Annotated in this window: 16 protein-coding genes; 4 read left to right on the top strand and 12 right to left on the bottom strand. The window is 59.9% G+C overall.

Going from position 1 to position 15,155, the window contains the following annotated elements:
- Positions 1–4: 4 nt before the first annotated feature.
- Together MON38_RS02490 and apaG are read right to left on the bottom strand one after the other, a co-directional pair.
- On the bottom strand, positions 5–784 hold the full coding sequence (locus MON38_RS02490; RefSeq protein WP_241934551.1) for an O-methyltransferase: 780 nt from the start codon (positions 782–784) through the stop codon (positions 5–7).
- A 96-nt stretch (positions 785–880) separates the two neighbouring features.
- The gene (gene apaG, locus MON38_RS02485) at positions 881–1,267 is read right to left on the bottom strand and encodes a Co2+/Mg2+ efflux protein ApaG (RefSeq protein WP_241934550.1); all 387 of its coding nucleotides are present in this window, start codon (positions 1,265–1,267) and stop codon (positions 881–883) included.
- 115 nt (positions 1,268–1,382) lie between these two features.
- Here apaG and MON38_RS02480 point away from each other — a divergent pair, with 115 nt between their 5' ends.
- On the top strand, positions 1,383–2,045 hold the full coding sequence (locus MON38_RS02480) for a uracil-DNA glycosylase (protein ID WP_241934549.1): 663 nt from the start codon (positions 1,383–1,385) through the stop codon (positions 2,043–2,045).
- 103 nt (positions 2,046–2,148) lie between these two features.
- Here MON38_RS02480 and lepB read toward each other — a convergent pair whose 3' ends face one another.
- The 7 genes from lepB to MON38_RS02445 all read right to left on the bottom strand — a co-directional run bounded on the left by lepB (position 2,149) and on the right by MON38_RS02445 (position 7,595).
- A complete protein-coding gene (gene lepB / locus MON38_RS02475; protein WP_241934548.1) occupies positions 2,149–3,300 on the bottom strand; it encodes a signal peptidase I in 1,152 nt (383 codons plus the stop codon).
- 152 nt (positions 3,301–3,452) lie between these two features.
- Positions 3,453–4,172: a 4-hydroxy-tetrahydrodipicolinate reductase gene (dapB, locus tag MON38_RS02470; protein WP_241934547.1), complete on the bottom strand. Its 720-nt coding sequence runs from the start codon at positions 4,170–4,172 to the stop codon at positions 3,453–3,455.
- Positions 4,173–4,260: 88 nt separating this feature from the next.
- Entirely contained in the window at positions 4,261–5,016 is a 756-nt protein-coding gene (locus tag MON38_RS02465) for a DUF5683 domain-containing protein (RefSeq protein WP_241934546.1), read from the bottom strand.
- A gap of 58 nt (positions 5,017–5,074) precedes the next feature.
- Positions 5,075–6,055, bottom strand: coding sequence for a ParB/RepB/Spo0J family partition protein (locus tag MON38_RS02460; RefSeq protein WP_241934545.1), 981 nt, complete (start codon positions 6,053–6,055; stop codon positions 5,075–5,077).
- Positions 6,056–6,163: 108 nt separating this feature from the next.
- Positions 6,164–6,376: a DUF433 domain-containing protein gene (locus MON38_RS02455; RefSeq protein WP_241934544.1), complete on the bottom strand. Its 213-nt coding sequence runs from the start codon at positions 6,374–6,376 to the stop codon at positions 6,164–6,166.
- 12 nt (positions 6,377–6,388) lie between these two features.
- Positions 6,389–6,769 carry a hypothetical protein gene (locus MON38_RS02450; RefSeq protein WP_241934543.1) on the bottom strand — a complete coding sequence of 127 codons (381 nt, stop codon included), beginning with the start codon at positions 6,767–6,769 and terminating at the stop codon, positions 6,389–6,391.
- A gap of 19 nt (positions 6,770–6,788) precedes the next feature.
- Positions 6,789–7,595: a ParA family protein gene (locus MON38_RS02445; RefSeq protein WP_198067939.1), complete on the bottom strand. Its 807-nt coding sequence runs from the start codon at positions 7,593–7,595 to the stop codon at positions 6,789–6,791.
- Positions 7,596–7,806: 211 nt separating this feature from the next.
- On the opposite strand from MON38_RS02445, the gene MON38_RS02440 reads away from it, so the two are divergent.
- Positions 7,807–9,570, top strand: a complete 1,764-nt coding sequence (locus tag MON38_RS02440; RefSeq protein ID WP_241934542.1) for an ABC transporter substrate-binding protein — start codon at positions 7,807–7,809, stop codon at positions 9,568–9,570.
- A gap of 24 nt (positions 9,571–9,594) precedes the next feature.
- On the top strand, positions 9,595–10,437 hold the full coding sequence (locus tag MON38_RS02435; RefSeq protein WP_241934541.1) for an alpha/beta hydrolase: 843 nt from the start codon (positions 9,595–9,597) through the stop codon (positions 10,435–10,437).
- 24 nt (positions 10,438–10,461) lie between these two features.
- Here the strand turns inward: MON38_RS02435 and MON38_RS02430 are convergent, their stop codons facing one another.
- From MON38_RS02430 to MON38_RS02420, 3 genes are all read right to left on the bottom strand, one after another.
- Positions 10,462–11,001: a DUF6438 domain-containing protein gene (locus MON38_RS02430; RefSeq protein ID WP_241934540.1), complete on the bottom strand. Its 540-nt coding sequence runs from the start codon at positions 10,999–11,001 to the stop codon at positions 10,462–10,464.
- A 213-nt stretch (positions 11,002–11,214) separates the two neighbouring features.
- The gene (yidC, locus tag MON38_RS02425; protein WP_241934539.1) at positions 11,215–13,014 is read right to left on the bottom strand and encodes a membrane protein insertase YidC; all 1,800 of its coding nucleotides are present in this window, start codon (positions 13,012–13,014) and stop codon (positions 11,215–11,217) included.
- 136 nt (positions 13,015–13,150) lie between these two features.
- The gene (locus MON38_RS02420; protein ID WP_241934538.1) at positions 13,151–14,797 is read right to left on the bottom strand and encodes a CTP synthase; all 1,647 of its coding nucleotides are present in this window, start codon (positions 14,795–14,797) and stop codon (positions 13,151–13,153) included.
- A gap of 182 nt (positions 14,798–14,979) precedes the next feature.
- On the opposite strand from MON38_RS02420, the gene MON38_RS02415 reads away from it, so the two are divergent.
- Complete coding sequence (locus tag MON38_RS02415) at positions 14,980–15,153, top strand: hypothetical protein (protein WP_241934537.1); 174 nt, start codon at positions 14,980–14,982, stop codon at positions 15,151–15,153.
- Positions 15,154–15,155 lie beyond the last annotated feature (2 nt).

Here is a 15,155-nt window from a genome sequence, read left to right as displayed (position 1 = left end):
AATCTCACGTCCGCAGCCAAAAGTGCTGTTTGGGTTGGTTCTTCCGGAAGAATACCAGCCCGATGTAGAACAAATCCACCGTCAGGCGCACGTCGGGGTGCGCTTTGATGGTTTCCCAGGCGCGCTCCATGTCTTCCGACCAGTGAATGTCGTCGAAGACGAATACCGACTCGTCGGTGCGGTGCGCCAGGCACTGCTCGAAGTAGCGCAGCGTGGGCTCGTAGCGGTGGTTGCCGTCGAAGAACACGAAATCGACCGGCGCGCCCAGCGTCGCCAGGGTGGGGGCGAGGGTGTGGTCGAGGTTGCCCTCCACGATTTCAATATTGCCCAGATTCAGCGCAGCAAATGTCTCGCGGGCCACGGCGGCCACGTTGGGGCAGCCCTCGAACGTGACAACGCGGCTGCGTGAGTCGGCTGCCGCCAGGTAAGCCGTGGTGAGGCCCAGTGAGGTGCCCAGTTCCAGCACCGTGGCCGGGCGTAGGTAATTCACCAGCCGAAACAGGAGCTGCGCCAGCTTCTTCGGCTTGGCGGCAGTGCGGGCAATGTCGGCCACGCGGCGCTGCTGGCCCGCGCCGGTATGCGAGCCCGCCCCCAAATCCGTCACGCTGATACTGGCCGCGCTGGCCAGCAGCTGCCGCCGCCGCTCTTCAATGGCCGCATAGGCGCGGTACGGGCCCGTGTGGCGTACTACGGAGGTATAGAGCCCGAACACAAACGGCGAATGCAGCCCGTGGGCGTTGCCCGAGCGCAGCCAGAAGCGGAGGTAAGCGAGAAGTTGAAACAAGGTAGTTGTCGGTTGGTAGTTGTCCGTTGCTAGGCTAGGCTGAAACGACAACCACGGTACAAACTAACAACCGACAACGAGCAACTGACAACTAATCTAATTCATCCGGAATGGCACCATCAGGGTGAACTCTGGAATCTCGACCTGGAACTGCTGGCCGTTGGCCAAACGCTCCATCAGGTAGGTGCCGCGCATTTTGCCCACGCCCGATTTCAGGTTGCAGCCGCTCACGTACTGGTGGGCCTCGCCGGGCTCCAGCACGGGCTGGCGGCCTACTACGCCTTCGCCCTCCACTTCGCGCACCACGCTGTTGGCATCGTGGATGTGCCAGTGCCGGCGCAACAGCTTCACCGTGAACTCGCTGTTGTTGCGAATTTCAATTTTGTAGGCAAACACAAAATGCTCCTGGCCAGGGCTGGAGTAGTCGGGCAAGTAGTTGGTCGTAACCGAAACGGTGACGCCTTGCGTAGTGATGGTGGGCATAGGTCGGCAAAGCTAAAGGCAGCTGGGGGCGTAACAGTCGCCCGCAAGAATTGGTTTTACGCAAACGCGGCCTTGCAACGCCGCTTCGGTCCCGTTTATTTTCCCGCAAACTTCCATGGTAAAGATAGCCGAAAGCTGGCGGCCCGTGCTGGCCGATGAGTTCGAAAAGCCCTATTTCCAAAAGCTGATTGCCTTTGTGAAAGGCGAATATGCTACCGCCACCGTGTACCCGGCCGGCTCCCAAATCTTCCACGCCTTCGACGCCACGCCCTTCGACCAGGTAAAGGTCGTCATCCTGGGCCAGGACCCTTACCACGGGCGCGGCCAGGCCCACGGCCTCTCGTTCTCGGTGCAGGACGGCCAGCGCACGCCACCTTCACTGGTCAATATTTTTAAAGAGTTGCAGTCCGACATTCCCGGCACCGCCGTGGCCACCAACGGCAACCTCGACCGCTGGGCCCAGCAGGGCGTGCTGCTGCTCAATGCCACGCTCACGGTGCGGGCCGGCGAGCCCGCCTCACACCAGAAGCGCGGCTGGGAGGAATTCACCGATGCCGTCATCCGCAAAGTGTCGGAGGGCCGGCCGCACGTCGTGTTCATCCTCTGGGGCGCCTACGCCGGCAAAAAATCGGAGCTGATTGATGAGCGCAAGCACTTGGTCATCAAATCGGTGCACCCGTCGCCTTTCGCGGCCGACAAGGGGTTTTTCGGCAGCAAGCCCTTCAGCAAAGCCAACGCCTGGCTGGCCGAGCACCGGCTTGCCCCGGTAAAGTGGTAGCGTCAGTTAAAAGGTAGGAGTTAAAAGGGAAGAGTTAAGAGTTACCAGGAATGTACTTGGCAACTCTTAACTCTTCCCTTTTAACTCCTACCTTTTAACTGACCTAGTGGATGATATTGAACAGGCGGCTCCAGCGGATTTTGTGCCAGAAGTCGGCATTGGGGTCCATCGATAGCCAGATGAGTACGGCCTTTCCCACCACGTGGTCTTCGGGCACGAAGCCCCAGAAGCGCGAGTCTTCCGAGTTGTGGCGGTTGTCGCCCATCATCATGTAGTAGTTCTGCTTGATGGTGTAGCTGGTCAGCATTTTGCCGTTCTGGTAAATCATCCCGTCCTGCCAGGTAATGCCTTCATTGTGCTCGTAGCGGGCCACGATTTTATAGTAGATGGCCGCGTTGGCCGGCGAGAGCGTGATGACCTGGCCCTTCTTGGGAATGGGCAGCGGGCCGTAGCTGTCGAGGCTCCAGTTGCGCGGCGTGGCGCTCATCGCCGCCGAGCCGTGGAAATCGGCCACGTCGGGGAAAAGCTGTACCTGGGGCTGCAGCACCGTCAGCGCCTTCACATAAGGCTGCTTTTTAAAATAGTCGGCCGTGGCCTGGGTGCAGCTAATAGTGTAGCCGTAGCTGCCGGGCGTAGGGCCGGGCACGGCCTGCGGAATCCCACCGGGGGCTTCGTACTCCACTACGCCCTGGCTGCGCAGGGCGGCCAGCACCTCATCGTTGGGACTGTCCACCTGCATGAAATAGGTGGTTTGCAGGCCGGGAGGCGTTTCGCCGGGCTTGCCGTTCAGAAACACCTTGCCGTCACGGATTTCGAGCGTGTCGCCGGCCACGGCCACGCAGCGCTTGATGTAATTGGTGCGCAGGTCGGCCGGGTACTGGGTTTCGTGCGGCACGTGGAAAACCACCACGTCGTTGCGCTTAATCTCCGAGAAGCCCGGCAGGCGGTAGGTGGGCAGTTGAATGAGCTCGGAGTAGCTTTTCAGGCCCGTGCCCCACACCGTTTGGTGGGTGAGGGGTACCTGCAGCGGCGTTTGCGGCGTGATGGGGCCGTAGTGCAGCTTACTCACAAACAAGTAATCGCCCACCAGCAGAGAGGCCTCCATGCTGGGCGATGGAATGGTGTACGCCTCGAAGGTGGCCCAACGAATGAGCGTGGCCGCCACGATGGCGAAAATCAGCGAATCGGCCCACTCGCGCGATTTGGTTTTGGGCGGCTTAGGCGGGGCGGTGGGGTCGGTTTTGAACAGGGGCATGAGGAGAGCAAGCTTGGGCTTGACAAGGAATATCAGACAAAGAAACGCATAAGGAGTTGCTGGTTTCTGGTTCGTGGTGTTTGGTTCGTGGTTTAGGACCATTTGCTAGAATAAAGGCCCGAAACCGCCAACCGGAAACCAAACGCCAGAAGCTACAGCCCCAGCAGTTCCTTCATGCCAAACACGCCGGGCCGGCCGGGCAGCCACTCGGCCGCCAGCAGCGCGCCCAGCGCGAAGCCCTCGCGGCTGTGGGCGGCGTGGCTGAGCTCCAGCGTATCCACGTCGGAAGTGTAGGTGACGATGTGCGTGCCCACTGCGTCGCCGGTGCGCTCGCTGATGACGGCCAACTCGGTGGGCACTTCGGCGGGGGCATTGCGCCAGCTGGTTTTGGCCGGGAAATTCCGCAGAATGCCTTCGGCAGCCGTGAGGGCAGTGCCGCTGGGCTGGTCGATTTTCTGGGTGTGGTGAATTTCGCGCATGGCCACATCGTAGCCGCCGAACTGGGCCATTTTGGCCGCAATGTATTCGTTGAAATGGAAGAATAAATTCACGCCCACGCTGTAGTTGGAGGCGTAGAACATGCTGCCGCCCAGCTCTTTGGCCAGCGCCCGGGCTTCCTCAAAATGATGCAGCCAGCCGGTGCTGCCGCACACCACCGGAATGCCCTGGCGCAGGCAGGCCGTCACGTTGCCAAAAGCCGAATCGGGGTGCGTAAACTCGATGGCCACATCAACCGTGGCTGGCGTGAAATCGGTAATGTTCGATTGCGAAGCGTGCAGGTCCACGATGCCGGCGATGGTGTGCCCGCGTTGGGCGGCCAGCGCGGCAATGGTCTGGCCCATTTTGCCGTAGCCGATGAGAAGAATGTTCATGGTTTAGTTGTCAGTTGTTGGTTGTCAGCTGTTGGAAATTGTCGCGTCATCAAAAGCTGACAACTGACAACGGGCAACTCACAACAAATCAGCGAATCCGCAGCGCAAACAGCACGCCGGGGTTGGTGGGCAGCGCGCCGGGCTGGCCGGGAGTGGGCAGCAATTGCGGCTGCCAGTGCAGGCTCAGGTCGTTGCTCACGTCGAAATCCTGTAAGTGCGCATCTACCAGCGCATCCACAATTTGCAGGCTGTAGGCAATGCCGATGTAGAGGTAGAAAATGTCGCGGTAGCCGCGGAAAAACACAACGTTAGCATCCAGGCCAGTCACCGACGTCACCTTACTGGCTTGGGGGCCCAGCCTTGTGTCGCCAATGCGGTAGGGAATACCCGTGTCCGGATTAATAGCCCTTTGGGTAACGTTGTTGTAAGCCTTCGCAAACTGATTATAGCGCTGCTGGTAGAATATTTCCCCCGCAATGGTGCCGCCCACGGCTCCGTATACGAGCGGCAGCTTCCACCAGCGGCGGTTGTAAATCTGGCCCGCCCCGGGCAGCACCAGCGCCAGCATGGCCGCCTTGCCGGGCCGGGTGAGGCGGATGCCCTGGAAGCCAAACGCCCGGAACATGCGCTCGGTGCGCTTGGCCGAGTCGGCGGCAGCCTTCTGGCGCTTGGCGGCGGGCGTCACCACTACCTCGCGGCGCTCGGTGGTGTCGGCCATAATCTCGGCCGAGGTGCGGGCAGGAGTGGCGTTGGGGTCGAACACCTGGGCCCGGGCACCAAAGCCAGCCAGCAGGCCGCTCAGTAGCAGCCCGGCAAACGTGAGACGAGAAAGTCGTTTTTTCATAACCAACCAGCTAACGGCGGCTGCCGGTATTTCGCGTACCGGCATTCCGGCGGGGGTGTTACGAAGGCTGCAGAATGTGCAGAATGCGCTGCATGTCCTCCACCGAGTCGAAGGCGATTTTGATTTCGCCGTTGCCTTTGGGCGTGGGGCGCACCTGCACGCGCGAGCCAAACCGCTCGGCCAAATGCCGTTCGGCCCGGCGGATTTCGGCCACCGGCACAGCGGCCGGGGCCGGCGTGGTGTCGCCGTCGGCCTTGGGCTTGGCTTCGGCGCTGCGGCCGTAGCCGTTGCGCACCAATTCCTCCACGCGGCGCACCGAAAGTTCTTCGGCTACGGTTTTGCGAAACAGCTCGACCTGCAGCTTGGCATCGTCCAGCCCGATGAGGGCGCGGGCGTGGCCCATGCTGATTTCGGCGTCGCGCAGGCCAATCTGCACGTCGGGCGGCAGTTTGAGGAGGCGCAGGTAGTTGGTGACGGTCGTGCGGTTCTTGCCCACGCGGTCGCCGAGGTCTTCCTGGCGCAGGTTGCACTCGCTCAGCAGGCGCTGGTAGCTGAGGGCAATTTCGATGGCATTCAGGTTTTCGCGTTGAATGTTCTCAATCAGGGCCATTTCCAGCATCTGCTGGTCGTCGGCCTTGCGGATGTAGGCCGGAATCGTCTCCAGGCCCGCCAGCTTGGAGGCCTGCAGGCGCCGCTCGCCCGAGATAAGCTGGTAGGAGTTGGTGCCGAGCTGGCGCAGGGTCACGGGCTGAATAATACCCTGAATTTTGATGCTGTCGGCTAGTTCCTGCAGCGCTTCCTTGTCGAAGTGGGTGCGGGGCTGGTAGGGGTTGGCCTCGATGTGCTCGACGGCGATGAAGCCCACCGAGTTGACGGGATGCGACACGAGCCGGTCGCCGGAGCCGGGCCGGTCGCCTTTCTTGTCGTAGCTGCCCTCAATCAGGGCGTTGAGGCCGCGGCCCAGTCCACCCTTGCGTTTCACTGCGGCGGCGGCAGCCAGGGCAGCTTGCAATTTCTCTTCGTTCTTCTCTAGCGGCATAGTTCATCGGCCGGGCCCATAAAAGGCCTGCGGCAACGGATGTCAAAATTACGGATTGTTGGCCGAAGGGCAAGCCGATAAGTTTGGCGCTGGCGGTTGCGGTTAAAATCAGGCCTCTGTATTGGCTGCGTAGTGCAGGCAGGCTTGAATTAATTCTTCGCTTAACTCCGGGAAATCCTCAATGATTTCTTTGTGACTCATGCCATTGCTTAGCCAGCCCAACACGTCAGCAACGCTTATGCGGGTACCGATAATGCACGGCCGCCCAAAACGGGTTTCGGGGTCCACGCTAATGAAAGGATGGGCGGAACGGAGGTTCATCGTGCCAGCAAGCTACGACTTTGGATTCTGGTGAAGCGCAAGAATTTCAACAACTTCACAAACCCCAATTCTCTTGCCTTCATGTAAATAGCCTCGCAAGCTACGTTTGATGTGCTGGGAATGAAAGGCTCGGTAAGCTGGATTAATGATAAACATATCAGCTAGTCCATGCTGGGGCATTGGCTCTCCTTCAGGCAACATTTGGCCGGATGCCGTGATAAACTCCGGCCAAATCATAAAGAGCTGATTACGCCTGGCTATGCTTTCATCTTCGTAAGAGAAATCCCAGCGGATATGCTGAAAATGAGGTGTCTTTCGACCGCCTTCTTCGGCACTAAAGAGGCTATAGCTTACTCTAAAGTCTGGTAGCAGATGTTCGGAGTAAGATTCCATGCCAGCAAATTAAGCAAGATTAAATCCGCTCGTCCTCCGCCGTTTCCTCGGTAGCCTCCACGCTGTTTTTCTCTACGATTTCGCGGGCCAGGTTGAGGTAGCTGATGGAGCCTTTGCTCTCGGCGTCGTGCAGAATGACGGGGATGCCGAAGCTGGGCGACTCGCTCAGCTTCACGTTGCGCGGAATGATGGTATCGAAGGCCAGCTGCTGGAAGTGCATGCGCACTTCCTCCACCACTTGGTTGGAGAGGCGCAGGCGCACGTCGTACATCGTTAGCAGAATGCCTTCGATTTCAAGCTCGGTGTTGAGGCGGCTCTGAATGATTTTGATGGTATTCAGGAGTTTACCCAAACCTTCGAGGGCGAAATACTCACACTGCACCGGGATGATTACCGAGTGCGCCGCCGTGAGGGCATTCACCGTGATGAGGCCGAGCGAGGGCGAGCAGTCGATGATGATGAAGTCGTACTCGGCGGCGAGGGGGCGCAGGGCCTCCTTCATTTTCTCCTCGCGGTTGGGCAGGTTTATCATCTCCACCTCGGCGCCCACCAGGTCGATGTGGGAGGGCATGAGGTCGAGGTGGGGCAGAATGTTGGTGGGCACGATGATGTCCTGGGCATTGATGCCGTCGACCATGCACTCGTAGATGCTGTTCTGGATGTCCTTGGGGTCGTAGCCCACGCCCGAGGTGGCATTGGCCTGGGGGTCGGCGTCGACGAGCAGGGTCCGGTAGTCCAGGGCGGCCAGGGAAGCCGCGAGGTTAATGGAAGTAGTGGTTTTGCCCACCCCGCCTTTCTGATTGGCTACCGCGATGATTTTTCCCATTGGAGTTAGTTGTCAGTTGTCCGTTGTTCGTTGTCAGTTGCTGGTTGTTTGGTCTTCAGGGTCAGTTTGCGGGCCTTCTAAGCGTCACGGACTAACAACTGACAACGAACAACCGACAACTAATAATGAATAACTTTTGCCGTAGCATTGCACAAAGATACATTCTTTCCCTGTTCGCATGGCCCCTTTTTTGGCTCGCTGGGCTAGCTTATTGGCTAAACCTTTTGGATTCTGGCTGCCTGCGCTGGCGCTGGCCGGCTGCCACGACGCGGCCCGCCCGGCGGCCGACGAGCGCCGCGTGTTCCGCTACAATCAGCCCGAGGCACTCTCGTCGCTCGACCCGGCTTTCGCCCGCAACCAGGCCAACTCCTGGGCCGTGTCGCAGCTGTTCAACGGGTTGATGGAACTGGATTCGACCCTGCTGCCGGTGCCGGCGCTGGCCCGGCGCTACACGATTTCGCCCGATGGGCGCACGTATACGTTCGTGCTTCGGCAAGGGGTGCTTTTCCATGAAAACGAAGCCGTATTCATGCCTTCAGGTGTAGATACGAAGGCATTGATAGACCAAGAGTTGAAAGACCACCCTGAGCGCAGTAGGGCTGAAGTGGAAAAGTATGGAACAGAGGCTTATCCTGTGGCTACACGTCAGGTTGTTGCGCAGGATTTCGTTTACAGCTTCAAACGCATTCTCGACCCGGCCACGGCCAGCTCGGGCGGCTGGATTTTTCGGGGCAAAGTGCTGGAGAAGCCCGACGGCAGCATCAGCGACACGGCTTTCGTGGCGGCCAACGATTCCACGCTGCGCATCCATTTAAAGGAGCCGTTCATTCCGTTTTTGGGCATTCTCACGATGCCATACGCCTACGTGGTGCCGCACGAGGCCGTGGAAAAGTATGGCAAGGACTTCCGCGAGCACCCGGTGGGCACGGGTCCGTTCCGCTTCAAGCTGTGGGACGAGGGCAACGTGCTGCTGTATGAGCGCAACCCTGACTACTGGCGCAGTGATAAAAAAGGCCACCCGTTGCCTTACCTCGATGCCGTGGCGGTGAGTTTCCTGCCCGACCGCAAGACGGAGTTTCTGACTTTTATGCAGGGCAAGCTGGATTTCCTGTCCGGCATCCGTGCTGGCTCGCGCGACTTGATTATGCACCCCGATGGTACTATTCGGGAGGATTTCAAGGGCAAGTTCACGGTGCAGAAAGCGCCCTATTTGAACACTGAGTACCTGGGCATTCAGCTCGATTCGGCCAATTTGATTGGGGAGCAGGCCATTCAGGGACGGGCCTTGCGCGATAAGCGCGTGCGCCAAGCCCTGAATTACGCTCTCAACAAGCCCGAAATGCTGACTTATCTGCTGAACCGGGTAGGCCACGCCGGCACCTCGGGTTTCGTGCCCACGGCGCTGCCTTCGTTCTCCGAAAAGGAAGTGCCCGGCTACACCTACCAGCCGCAGAAGGCCCGCCAGCTGCTGCGCGCCGCCGGCTACGGCCCGCAGCGGCCGCTGAAGCTGCGCCTGAGTACGGTGCTGGAACGCAAGGAGATAGGTGAGTATTTGCAGAAGCAGTGGGCCGACGTGGGCGTGCAGGTCCAGATTGACATCAACCAGTCGGCGGCGCAGCAGGATTTGGTGGATAACGGCCGGGTGGCCTTCTTCGCCAAAAGCTGGCTGGGCGACTACCCCGATGCCGAAAACTACCTGGCGCTGTTCTACAGCCCCAATTTTAGCCCCGCCGGGCCGGATAAAACCCACTTCAAAAGCGCGGCCTACGACAAACTCTACGACGAAGCCCGCCGCACCCAGGACGTGACCAAGCGCACAAGGCTGTACCAGGCCATGGACCGCATTGTGGTGGAAGAGTCGCCCGTTATCAGCCTGTACTACGACGAGGTGGTGCGCCTGACCCAGAACAACGTGCGCGGCCTTACGCCGAACCCGATGAACCAGCTGCTGCTGGAGCGCGTGCGCAAGGAATAACCATTCACAAAAACGAACCAGATAATGCGGTATTTGAGAATGATAGGAGCGGCGGCGGCCCTGGCTACTGCCGTAACGGACGCGGCGCACGCTCAGACGGCCCCTCCGGCGGCCACCCCGCTGGTTATCGGTCAGACCTTTACCCTCGAATCCAAAGCGTTGGGCGAAACGCGGCGCATCAACGTGTATTTGCCGCCGGCTTATACCGACTCGGCCACGGTGCGGCTGCCGGTGCTGTACATGCCCGACGGCGGGATTGGCGAGGACTTCCTGCACGTGGCGGGCCTCGTGCAGGTGCTGACGGGCAACGGCACGATGCGGCCCTTTATTCTGGTGGGCATCGAAAACACCCAGCGCCGCCGCGACCTCACCGGCCCCACCACGGTGGCTGAAGACCGAAAAATTGCGCCCAAAGTGGGCGGCTCGGCGGCCTACCGCCAGTTCATCCGTGAGGAGCTGATGCCGCAGGTGAAGCAGCGCTACCGCACCACGGCCGAAACGGCCATCGTGGGCGAGTCGCTGGCGGGCTTATTTGTGTTCGAAACGCTCTTGCTGGAGCCCCAGTTGTTCAACACCTACCTCGCCTTCGACCCCAGCCTGTGGTGGAACAATGGCCAGTTGGCTGCGCAAGCCAGTACGCTGTTGCAAAAAAGCCGCCCGGCGGCAACCGTATACCTGGCTACTAGCATCCACGGCGACACGGCCGCCACCCGCCGCCTAATGGCGCTGGCCCGACCCCAAGCGACGCGACTGGGCAGCTGGCACTACGAGCCGATGCCGGAGGAAACGCACGCCACCATCTATCATCCGGCGGCGCTACGGGCCTTTCGGGCGGTTTTCAAGCCGAAAGCCAGCAGTTCCCACTAGCGTTTTCTTCGTCGCGAATTCGCCTTACTTCTCTACGCCGTCCAGCTGGGCCAGTTGGTCGAACTGCGTGGTGAGGTATGCGAAATACGCTTTCACGTTTTCGGGCGCGTTGGATTCGGCCTTCACTTTTTTGAAGCTGCCGTCGGGCTGGCGGATGGCCACCACGGTGCTGGGCAGGTCGGTAGCGCCAGTCAGGTATTCCTTATCGAATGTCTCAAAACGGGCCGCTTTGGCTTGGCGTAGCATTTCGGCTACCGCCGTGGCGGGCAGCTTCAAGTCGCGCTTGCCCATCAGGGGCACCGAGTGGCGGCCTTCGTACGCCACTCGGCCGTCGGCGTACACCTGCATGCTGTAGGCGGGGCAGGCGCCGAAGCAGGGCGTGCGCTCGAAGGTGAGGACCGGGCCGGCCGGGGCCGGCGTAGCGGTTGCTTTAGTCGTTAAAACCGTCTTCTTGCCCGCCTTTTTCACCTTTACTTTTTTGGTTGACGTGCCCTGAGCAGTGGCCGTCGGCACGAGGGAAAAGCTGAAGAAACTGAGCAGCAGAAGCAGCGAAAGAATACGCATGGCGGGCGAAGTGTTGAAGCGGTGAAAGTTGATAACAAAAAACCGGCAATACGAAAACCGTGCCTGCGGTTTTCGTATTGCCGGTTTCAAGGTTTAAAGTAGAACGTCATGCTGCGCTTGTCGAAACATCTCTACCGCATGAGTAAATGAATTACTTTTCGCGGTAGAGATGTTTCGACAAGCGCAGCATGACGTTCTGTTTTGTCGTTCTGACTACGACTTCTTGCGGGCCTGGGCTTTGGCCTGCGCCTCACGCTCCTGCGCGGCTTTCATGGCTTCGGCAATGCGGCCCTGGATGCCGCCGGGCTTCTTGTCCTTGTTCTTGATTTTGTTGGCGTCGAGCTGGGCGCGGATTTTCGTGTCGTCCACGAAAGTTTTCGTGATGGCCTGCTGGGCAAAGGTGATGACGTTCGACACAAAGTAGTACCAGGTGAGGCCCGCCGCGAAGCTGTTCAGCACGAACAGGAAGATGATGGGCATCAGGTAGCTGTAGGTCTTCATCGGACCCTGCATGGCCGTGTTGGTCTGGTTGCTCTGCCAGGTCATGAGCAGGGTCGAGGCCGTCATCATCAGCGTGAACATCGACACGTGGTCGCCGTACCATTTCACGTAGAACGGCAGTTTGATGAACACGTCGTAGCTGCTCAAGTCCTTGGCCCAGAGGAAGCTTTGCTGGCGCAGCTCGATGGCGTTCGGGAAGAACTGGAACATGGCGAACAGAATCGGCAGCGTGAGCAGTTGGGGCACGCAGCCGCTGAGCGGGCTCACGCCAAATTCCTGGTACAGCTTCATGGTTTCCTGCTGCACCTTGGTGGCGTCGTCGCCGTGCTTGGCTTTCAGCTCGTCAATCTCGGGCTTCAGCACTTTCATGCGGGCCTGGCTCTCGTAGCTTTTGTAGGTGAGCGGCCAGGTCACGAGCTTGATGAGCAGCACCAGCAGCGCGATGATAACGCCGTAGGACGAGATGAACTGCTCCAGAAAGTGGAACACCGGCAGTATCACAAAGCGGTTCACCCAGCGGAACAGGCCCCAGCCGAGGTACACGTTGCGGTCAAACTCCGGCGCCACGGCCTTGAGCAGGTTGAACGAGTTCGGGCCGAAGAAGAAGCGGTACTGGCCGCGGCCCTGCTCCACTTCGGCCACCGGAATGGTCAGCGTCGAGCTCAGGGTTTTGATGGTCGTGGAATCGCCCAGGTTCACGTCGGCATTGAAGGCACCGCCTGCGAAGGGCTGCTGGTCGGCAATAAGGCCGGCCACGAAGAAATCGTGCTTGTGGGCGGCCCATTTCACGGGGCCGAGGGCTTTGTATTCCTCGGGCTTCTCGCTGGTTTCGGACAGCGAGCCCTGGTCGCCGACGGCCAGGTAGTGGTTGATGGTGGTGTGGTTGCGGTTCTGCTTCAGGTCCTGCTCGGTCTGGCGCACCTGGTCCAGGAAGGTGAAGGTGAGCGGCTCCTGCGCCACGATACGCTCCAGGCCCAGCAGGCGCAGGTCGTATTTCAGTTCGAAGCTGTTGGCGGGCAGTGAGTACGTCTGCACGATGCTGCCCCCGGCCACCGGAGCCGAGAACGTGAGCACCGAGCCACCAGCGGCCTGCGACGGCACGGCTTGGAAATTCAGGTCCGAAAACTTGATGGTTTTGCCATCCACCGTCCGGAATTTGGTGTCCATGCGGGCGCTTTTGGCATCGAACAAATCGAGCGGTTTGCCAAAGAACGTTTTGTATTTGTTCAGCCGCACGGCCGTCACGCGGCCGCCGCGGGTCGAGAAGGTGATGGTCAGGTTCTCGTTGGCCAGGGTCACGTCCTTGGCCGGGCCGGCGGTGGTGTCGAGGGCCGTTTCCGAGGCGAGGGCCGTGGGGGCAGGGGGCGTCGCGCCAGCTTTAGCGGCGGCGGTGGTAGCAGGCGGGGTTTTGCCGGCGGCTTTTTCATCCGGCTTCTTCGGGCTGAAGAAGAACAGGTACACGAGGAGCAAGGCTGAAATAAGGAACAGGCCGGTTGCTGAATTTCTATCCATTAGTAAAAAAGGTTGCGAAGGGGCAAAGGTACGGTGCGAAGCGCAGGCGTAACCGTCGTGCTAAACGATGCCCCGGTCCTTTTGCTTTAAGCGAAGGGCCGGGGCACGTAATTAATGCGGAGAGCGACAGGATGGATTACCCCTTGCGGTGCTGAATGGCCGCCCGCACAAACCGCACGAATAGTGGGTGAGGCTGCTCGACAGTGCTTTTGAGCTCCGGGTGAAACTGGCCGGCCACGAACCAGGGATGCGTGGGCAGCTCAATCACCTCTACCAAACCCGTTTCCGGGTTGGTTCCGGTGGCTTGCAAGCCCGAATCCTCGAACTGCTTCAGGTAGTCGTTGTTGAACTCGTAGCGGTGGCGGTGGCGCTCGCTGATGTGGTTTTTGGCGTAAGCCTTGGCGGCTTTGGAGCCGCGGCGCAGGTCGCAGGCGTAGGCGCCGAGGCGCATGGTACCGCCTTTCAAGGTCACGTTTTTCTGCTCTTCCATCATGGCCACTACGGGGTTGGGCGTGAGGGCGTCCATCTCGGTGGAGTTGGCGTCGAGCAGGCCCAGCACGTTGCGGGCGTATTCCACCACGGCCACCTGCATGCCCAGGCAGATGCCGAAGAAGGGAATGTTATGCTCCCGCACGTACTTCACGGCCACAATCTTGCCCTCAAAGCCTCGCTCGCCGAAGCCGGGCGCCACCAGCACGCCGTCGCAGCCGTGGAGCAGGGCGGCGATGTTTTCGTGGGTGATGTTGTCGGACTGGATGCTGCGCACGGTCACCTTGCACTCGTTTTGGGCGCCGGCGTGTACGAAGGCTTCGTTGATGGATTTGTAGGCGTCGGGAAGCTCCACGTACTTGCCTACGAGGGCAATGGTCACTTCCTCGGTCGGGTTTTTCAGCTTGCCGAGGAAATCTTTCCAGGCCTCCAAATCGGGCTGCTGAGTACCACCGGTCAGTTTCAGGCGCTTGATAACCCGCTCATCGAGGCCCTCTTTGCGCATCAACAAGGGCACCGAGTAGATGCTATCGGCATCGAGGCTTTCGATAACCGAGTTGATTTTGACGTTGCAGAACAGCGCGATTTTGCGGCGCATCTCCATCGGAATGGGGTGCTCGGAGCGGCAGACGAGGATGTCGGGCTGCAGGCCCGCCTCGCGCAGGTCGCGCACCGAGTGCTGGGTGGGCTTGGTTTTGAGCTCACCGGCGGCCTTTAGGTAGGGCAGCAAAGTGAGGTGAATGACCAGCGAATCGTACTCGGGCAGCTCCCAGCGAAGCTGGCGCACGGCCTCCACGAAGGGCAGGCTTTCGATGTCGCCGATGCAGCCGCCGATTTCGGTGATGACGACGTCGAACTGGCCGTTCTGGCCCAGCAGCAGCATGCGCCGCTTGATTTCGTCGGTGATGTGGGGGACGACCTGCACGGTTTTGCCGAGGAAAGCGCCTTCGCGCTCGCGGCGGATGACGTGGTCGTAGATGCGGCCGGTGGTGACGTTGTTGGCCTGCGAGGTGGGCGTGTTCAGGAACCGCTCGTAGTGGCCGAGGTCGAGGTCGGTTTCGGCCCCGTCGTCGGTCACGTAGCACTCGCCGTGCTCGTACGGGTTGAGCGTACCGGGGTCGATGTTGATGTAGGGGTCGAACTTCTGGATGGTGACTCGGAACCCGCGGGCCTGCAAAAGCTTGGCCAGCGAGGCGGAAATAATTCCTTTGCCGAGTGAAGAAGTGACGCCGCCGGTAACGAAAATAAATTTCGCAGCCGACGCGGAGGGGGAGGGGGTTTGGCGTTCGGGCATGACGGGAGTCAAAAGTACGGCACCCGGAGTTGGCAGGTCAGAAAATTTGCAGTTGGCGGGAAAATCATGCGGCTGATGGCAGCGCCAAATGAAAATGAGCAGGGCATTGGAGGAAGAGAAAACTTCCGAAAATTCAGGCCCTTACGTGTGGCAAACGATTGCGGAATTTCGTATCTTTATTCATGGCACACCTCATAAATCACTTCGCCCAAGCCTGGGACCTGAGCCCGGCTCATTACTGGCACCTGCGCATGCTGTGCGCCCTGCTGCTAACCCCTTTGCTGGGGGTGCTCTACGTGGTGTTGTTCGACCGGCCCCGGCGCCCGACCGCGGGCCGGCAGCTGTGGCATCGCTAAGG

The sequence above is a fragment of the Hymenobacter cyanobacteriorum genome, assembly GCF_022631375.1.
Lineage (GTDB): Bacteria > Bacteroidota > Bacteroidia > Cytophagales > Hymenobacteraceae > Hymenobacter > Hymenobacter cyanobacteriorum.
The sequence above is the reverse complement of the archived record's forward strand: the minus strand, read 5'-3'. Positions and strand labels throughout refer to the sequence as shown.

Coding starts and splice junctions, on each gene's coding strand:
- MON38_RS02455 (WP_241934544.1), bottom strand. CDS start 6,376: ATGAACCTCCGTTCCGCCCATCCTTTCATTAGCGTGGACCCCGAAACC.
- MON38_RS02415 (WP_241934537.1), top strand. CDS start 14,980: ATGGCACACCTCATAAATCACTTCGCCCAAGCCTGGGACCTGAGCCCG.
- MON38_RS02430 (WP_241934540.1), bottom strand. CDS start 11,001: ATGCGTATTCTTTCGCTGCTTCTGCTGCTCAGTTTCTTCAGCTTTTCC.
- apaG (WP_241934550.1), bottom strand. CDS start 1,267: ATGCCCACCATCACTACGCAAGGCGTCACCGTTTCGGTTACGACCAAC.
- MON38_RS02460 (WP_241934545.1), bottom strand. CDS start 6,055: ATGCCGCTAGAGAAGAACGAAGAGAAATTGCAAGCTGCCCTGGCTGCC.
- MON38_RS02450 (WP_241934543.1), bottom strand. CDS start 6,769: ATGGAATCTTACTCCGAACATCTGCTACCAGACTTTAGAGTAAGCTAT.
- yidC (WP_241934539.1), bottom strand. CDS start 13,014: ATGGATAGAAATTCAGCAACCGGCCTGTTCCTTATTTCAGCCTTGCTC.
- MON38_RS02480 (WP_241934549.1), top strand. CDS start 1,383: ATGGTAAAGATAGCCGAAAGCTGGCGGCCCGTGCTGGCCGATGAGTTC.
- dapB (WP_241934547.1), bottom strand. CDS start 4,172: ATGAACATTCTTCTCATCGGCTACGGCAAAATGGGCCAGACCATTGCC.
- MON38_RS02445 (WP_198067939.1), bottom strand. CDS start 7,595: ATGGGAAAAATCATCGCGGTAGCCAATCAGAAAGGCGGGGTGGGCAAA.
- MON38_RS02420 (WP_241934538.1), bottom strand. CDS start 14,797: ATGCCCGAACGCCAAACCCCCTCCCCCTCCGCGTCGGCTGCGAAATTT.
- MON38_RS02435 (WP_241934541.1), top strand. CDS start 9,595: ATGCGGTATTTGAGAATGATAGGAGCGGCGGCGGCCCTGGCTACTGCC.
- lepB (WP_241934548.1), bottom strand. CDS start 3,300: ATGCCCCTGTTCAAAACCGACCCCACCGCCCCGCCTAAGCCGCCCAAA.
- MON38_RS02465 (WP_241934546.1), bottom strand. CDS start 5,016: ATGAAAAAACGACTTTCTCGTCTCACGTTTGCCGGGCTGCTACTGAGC.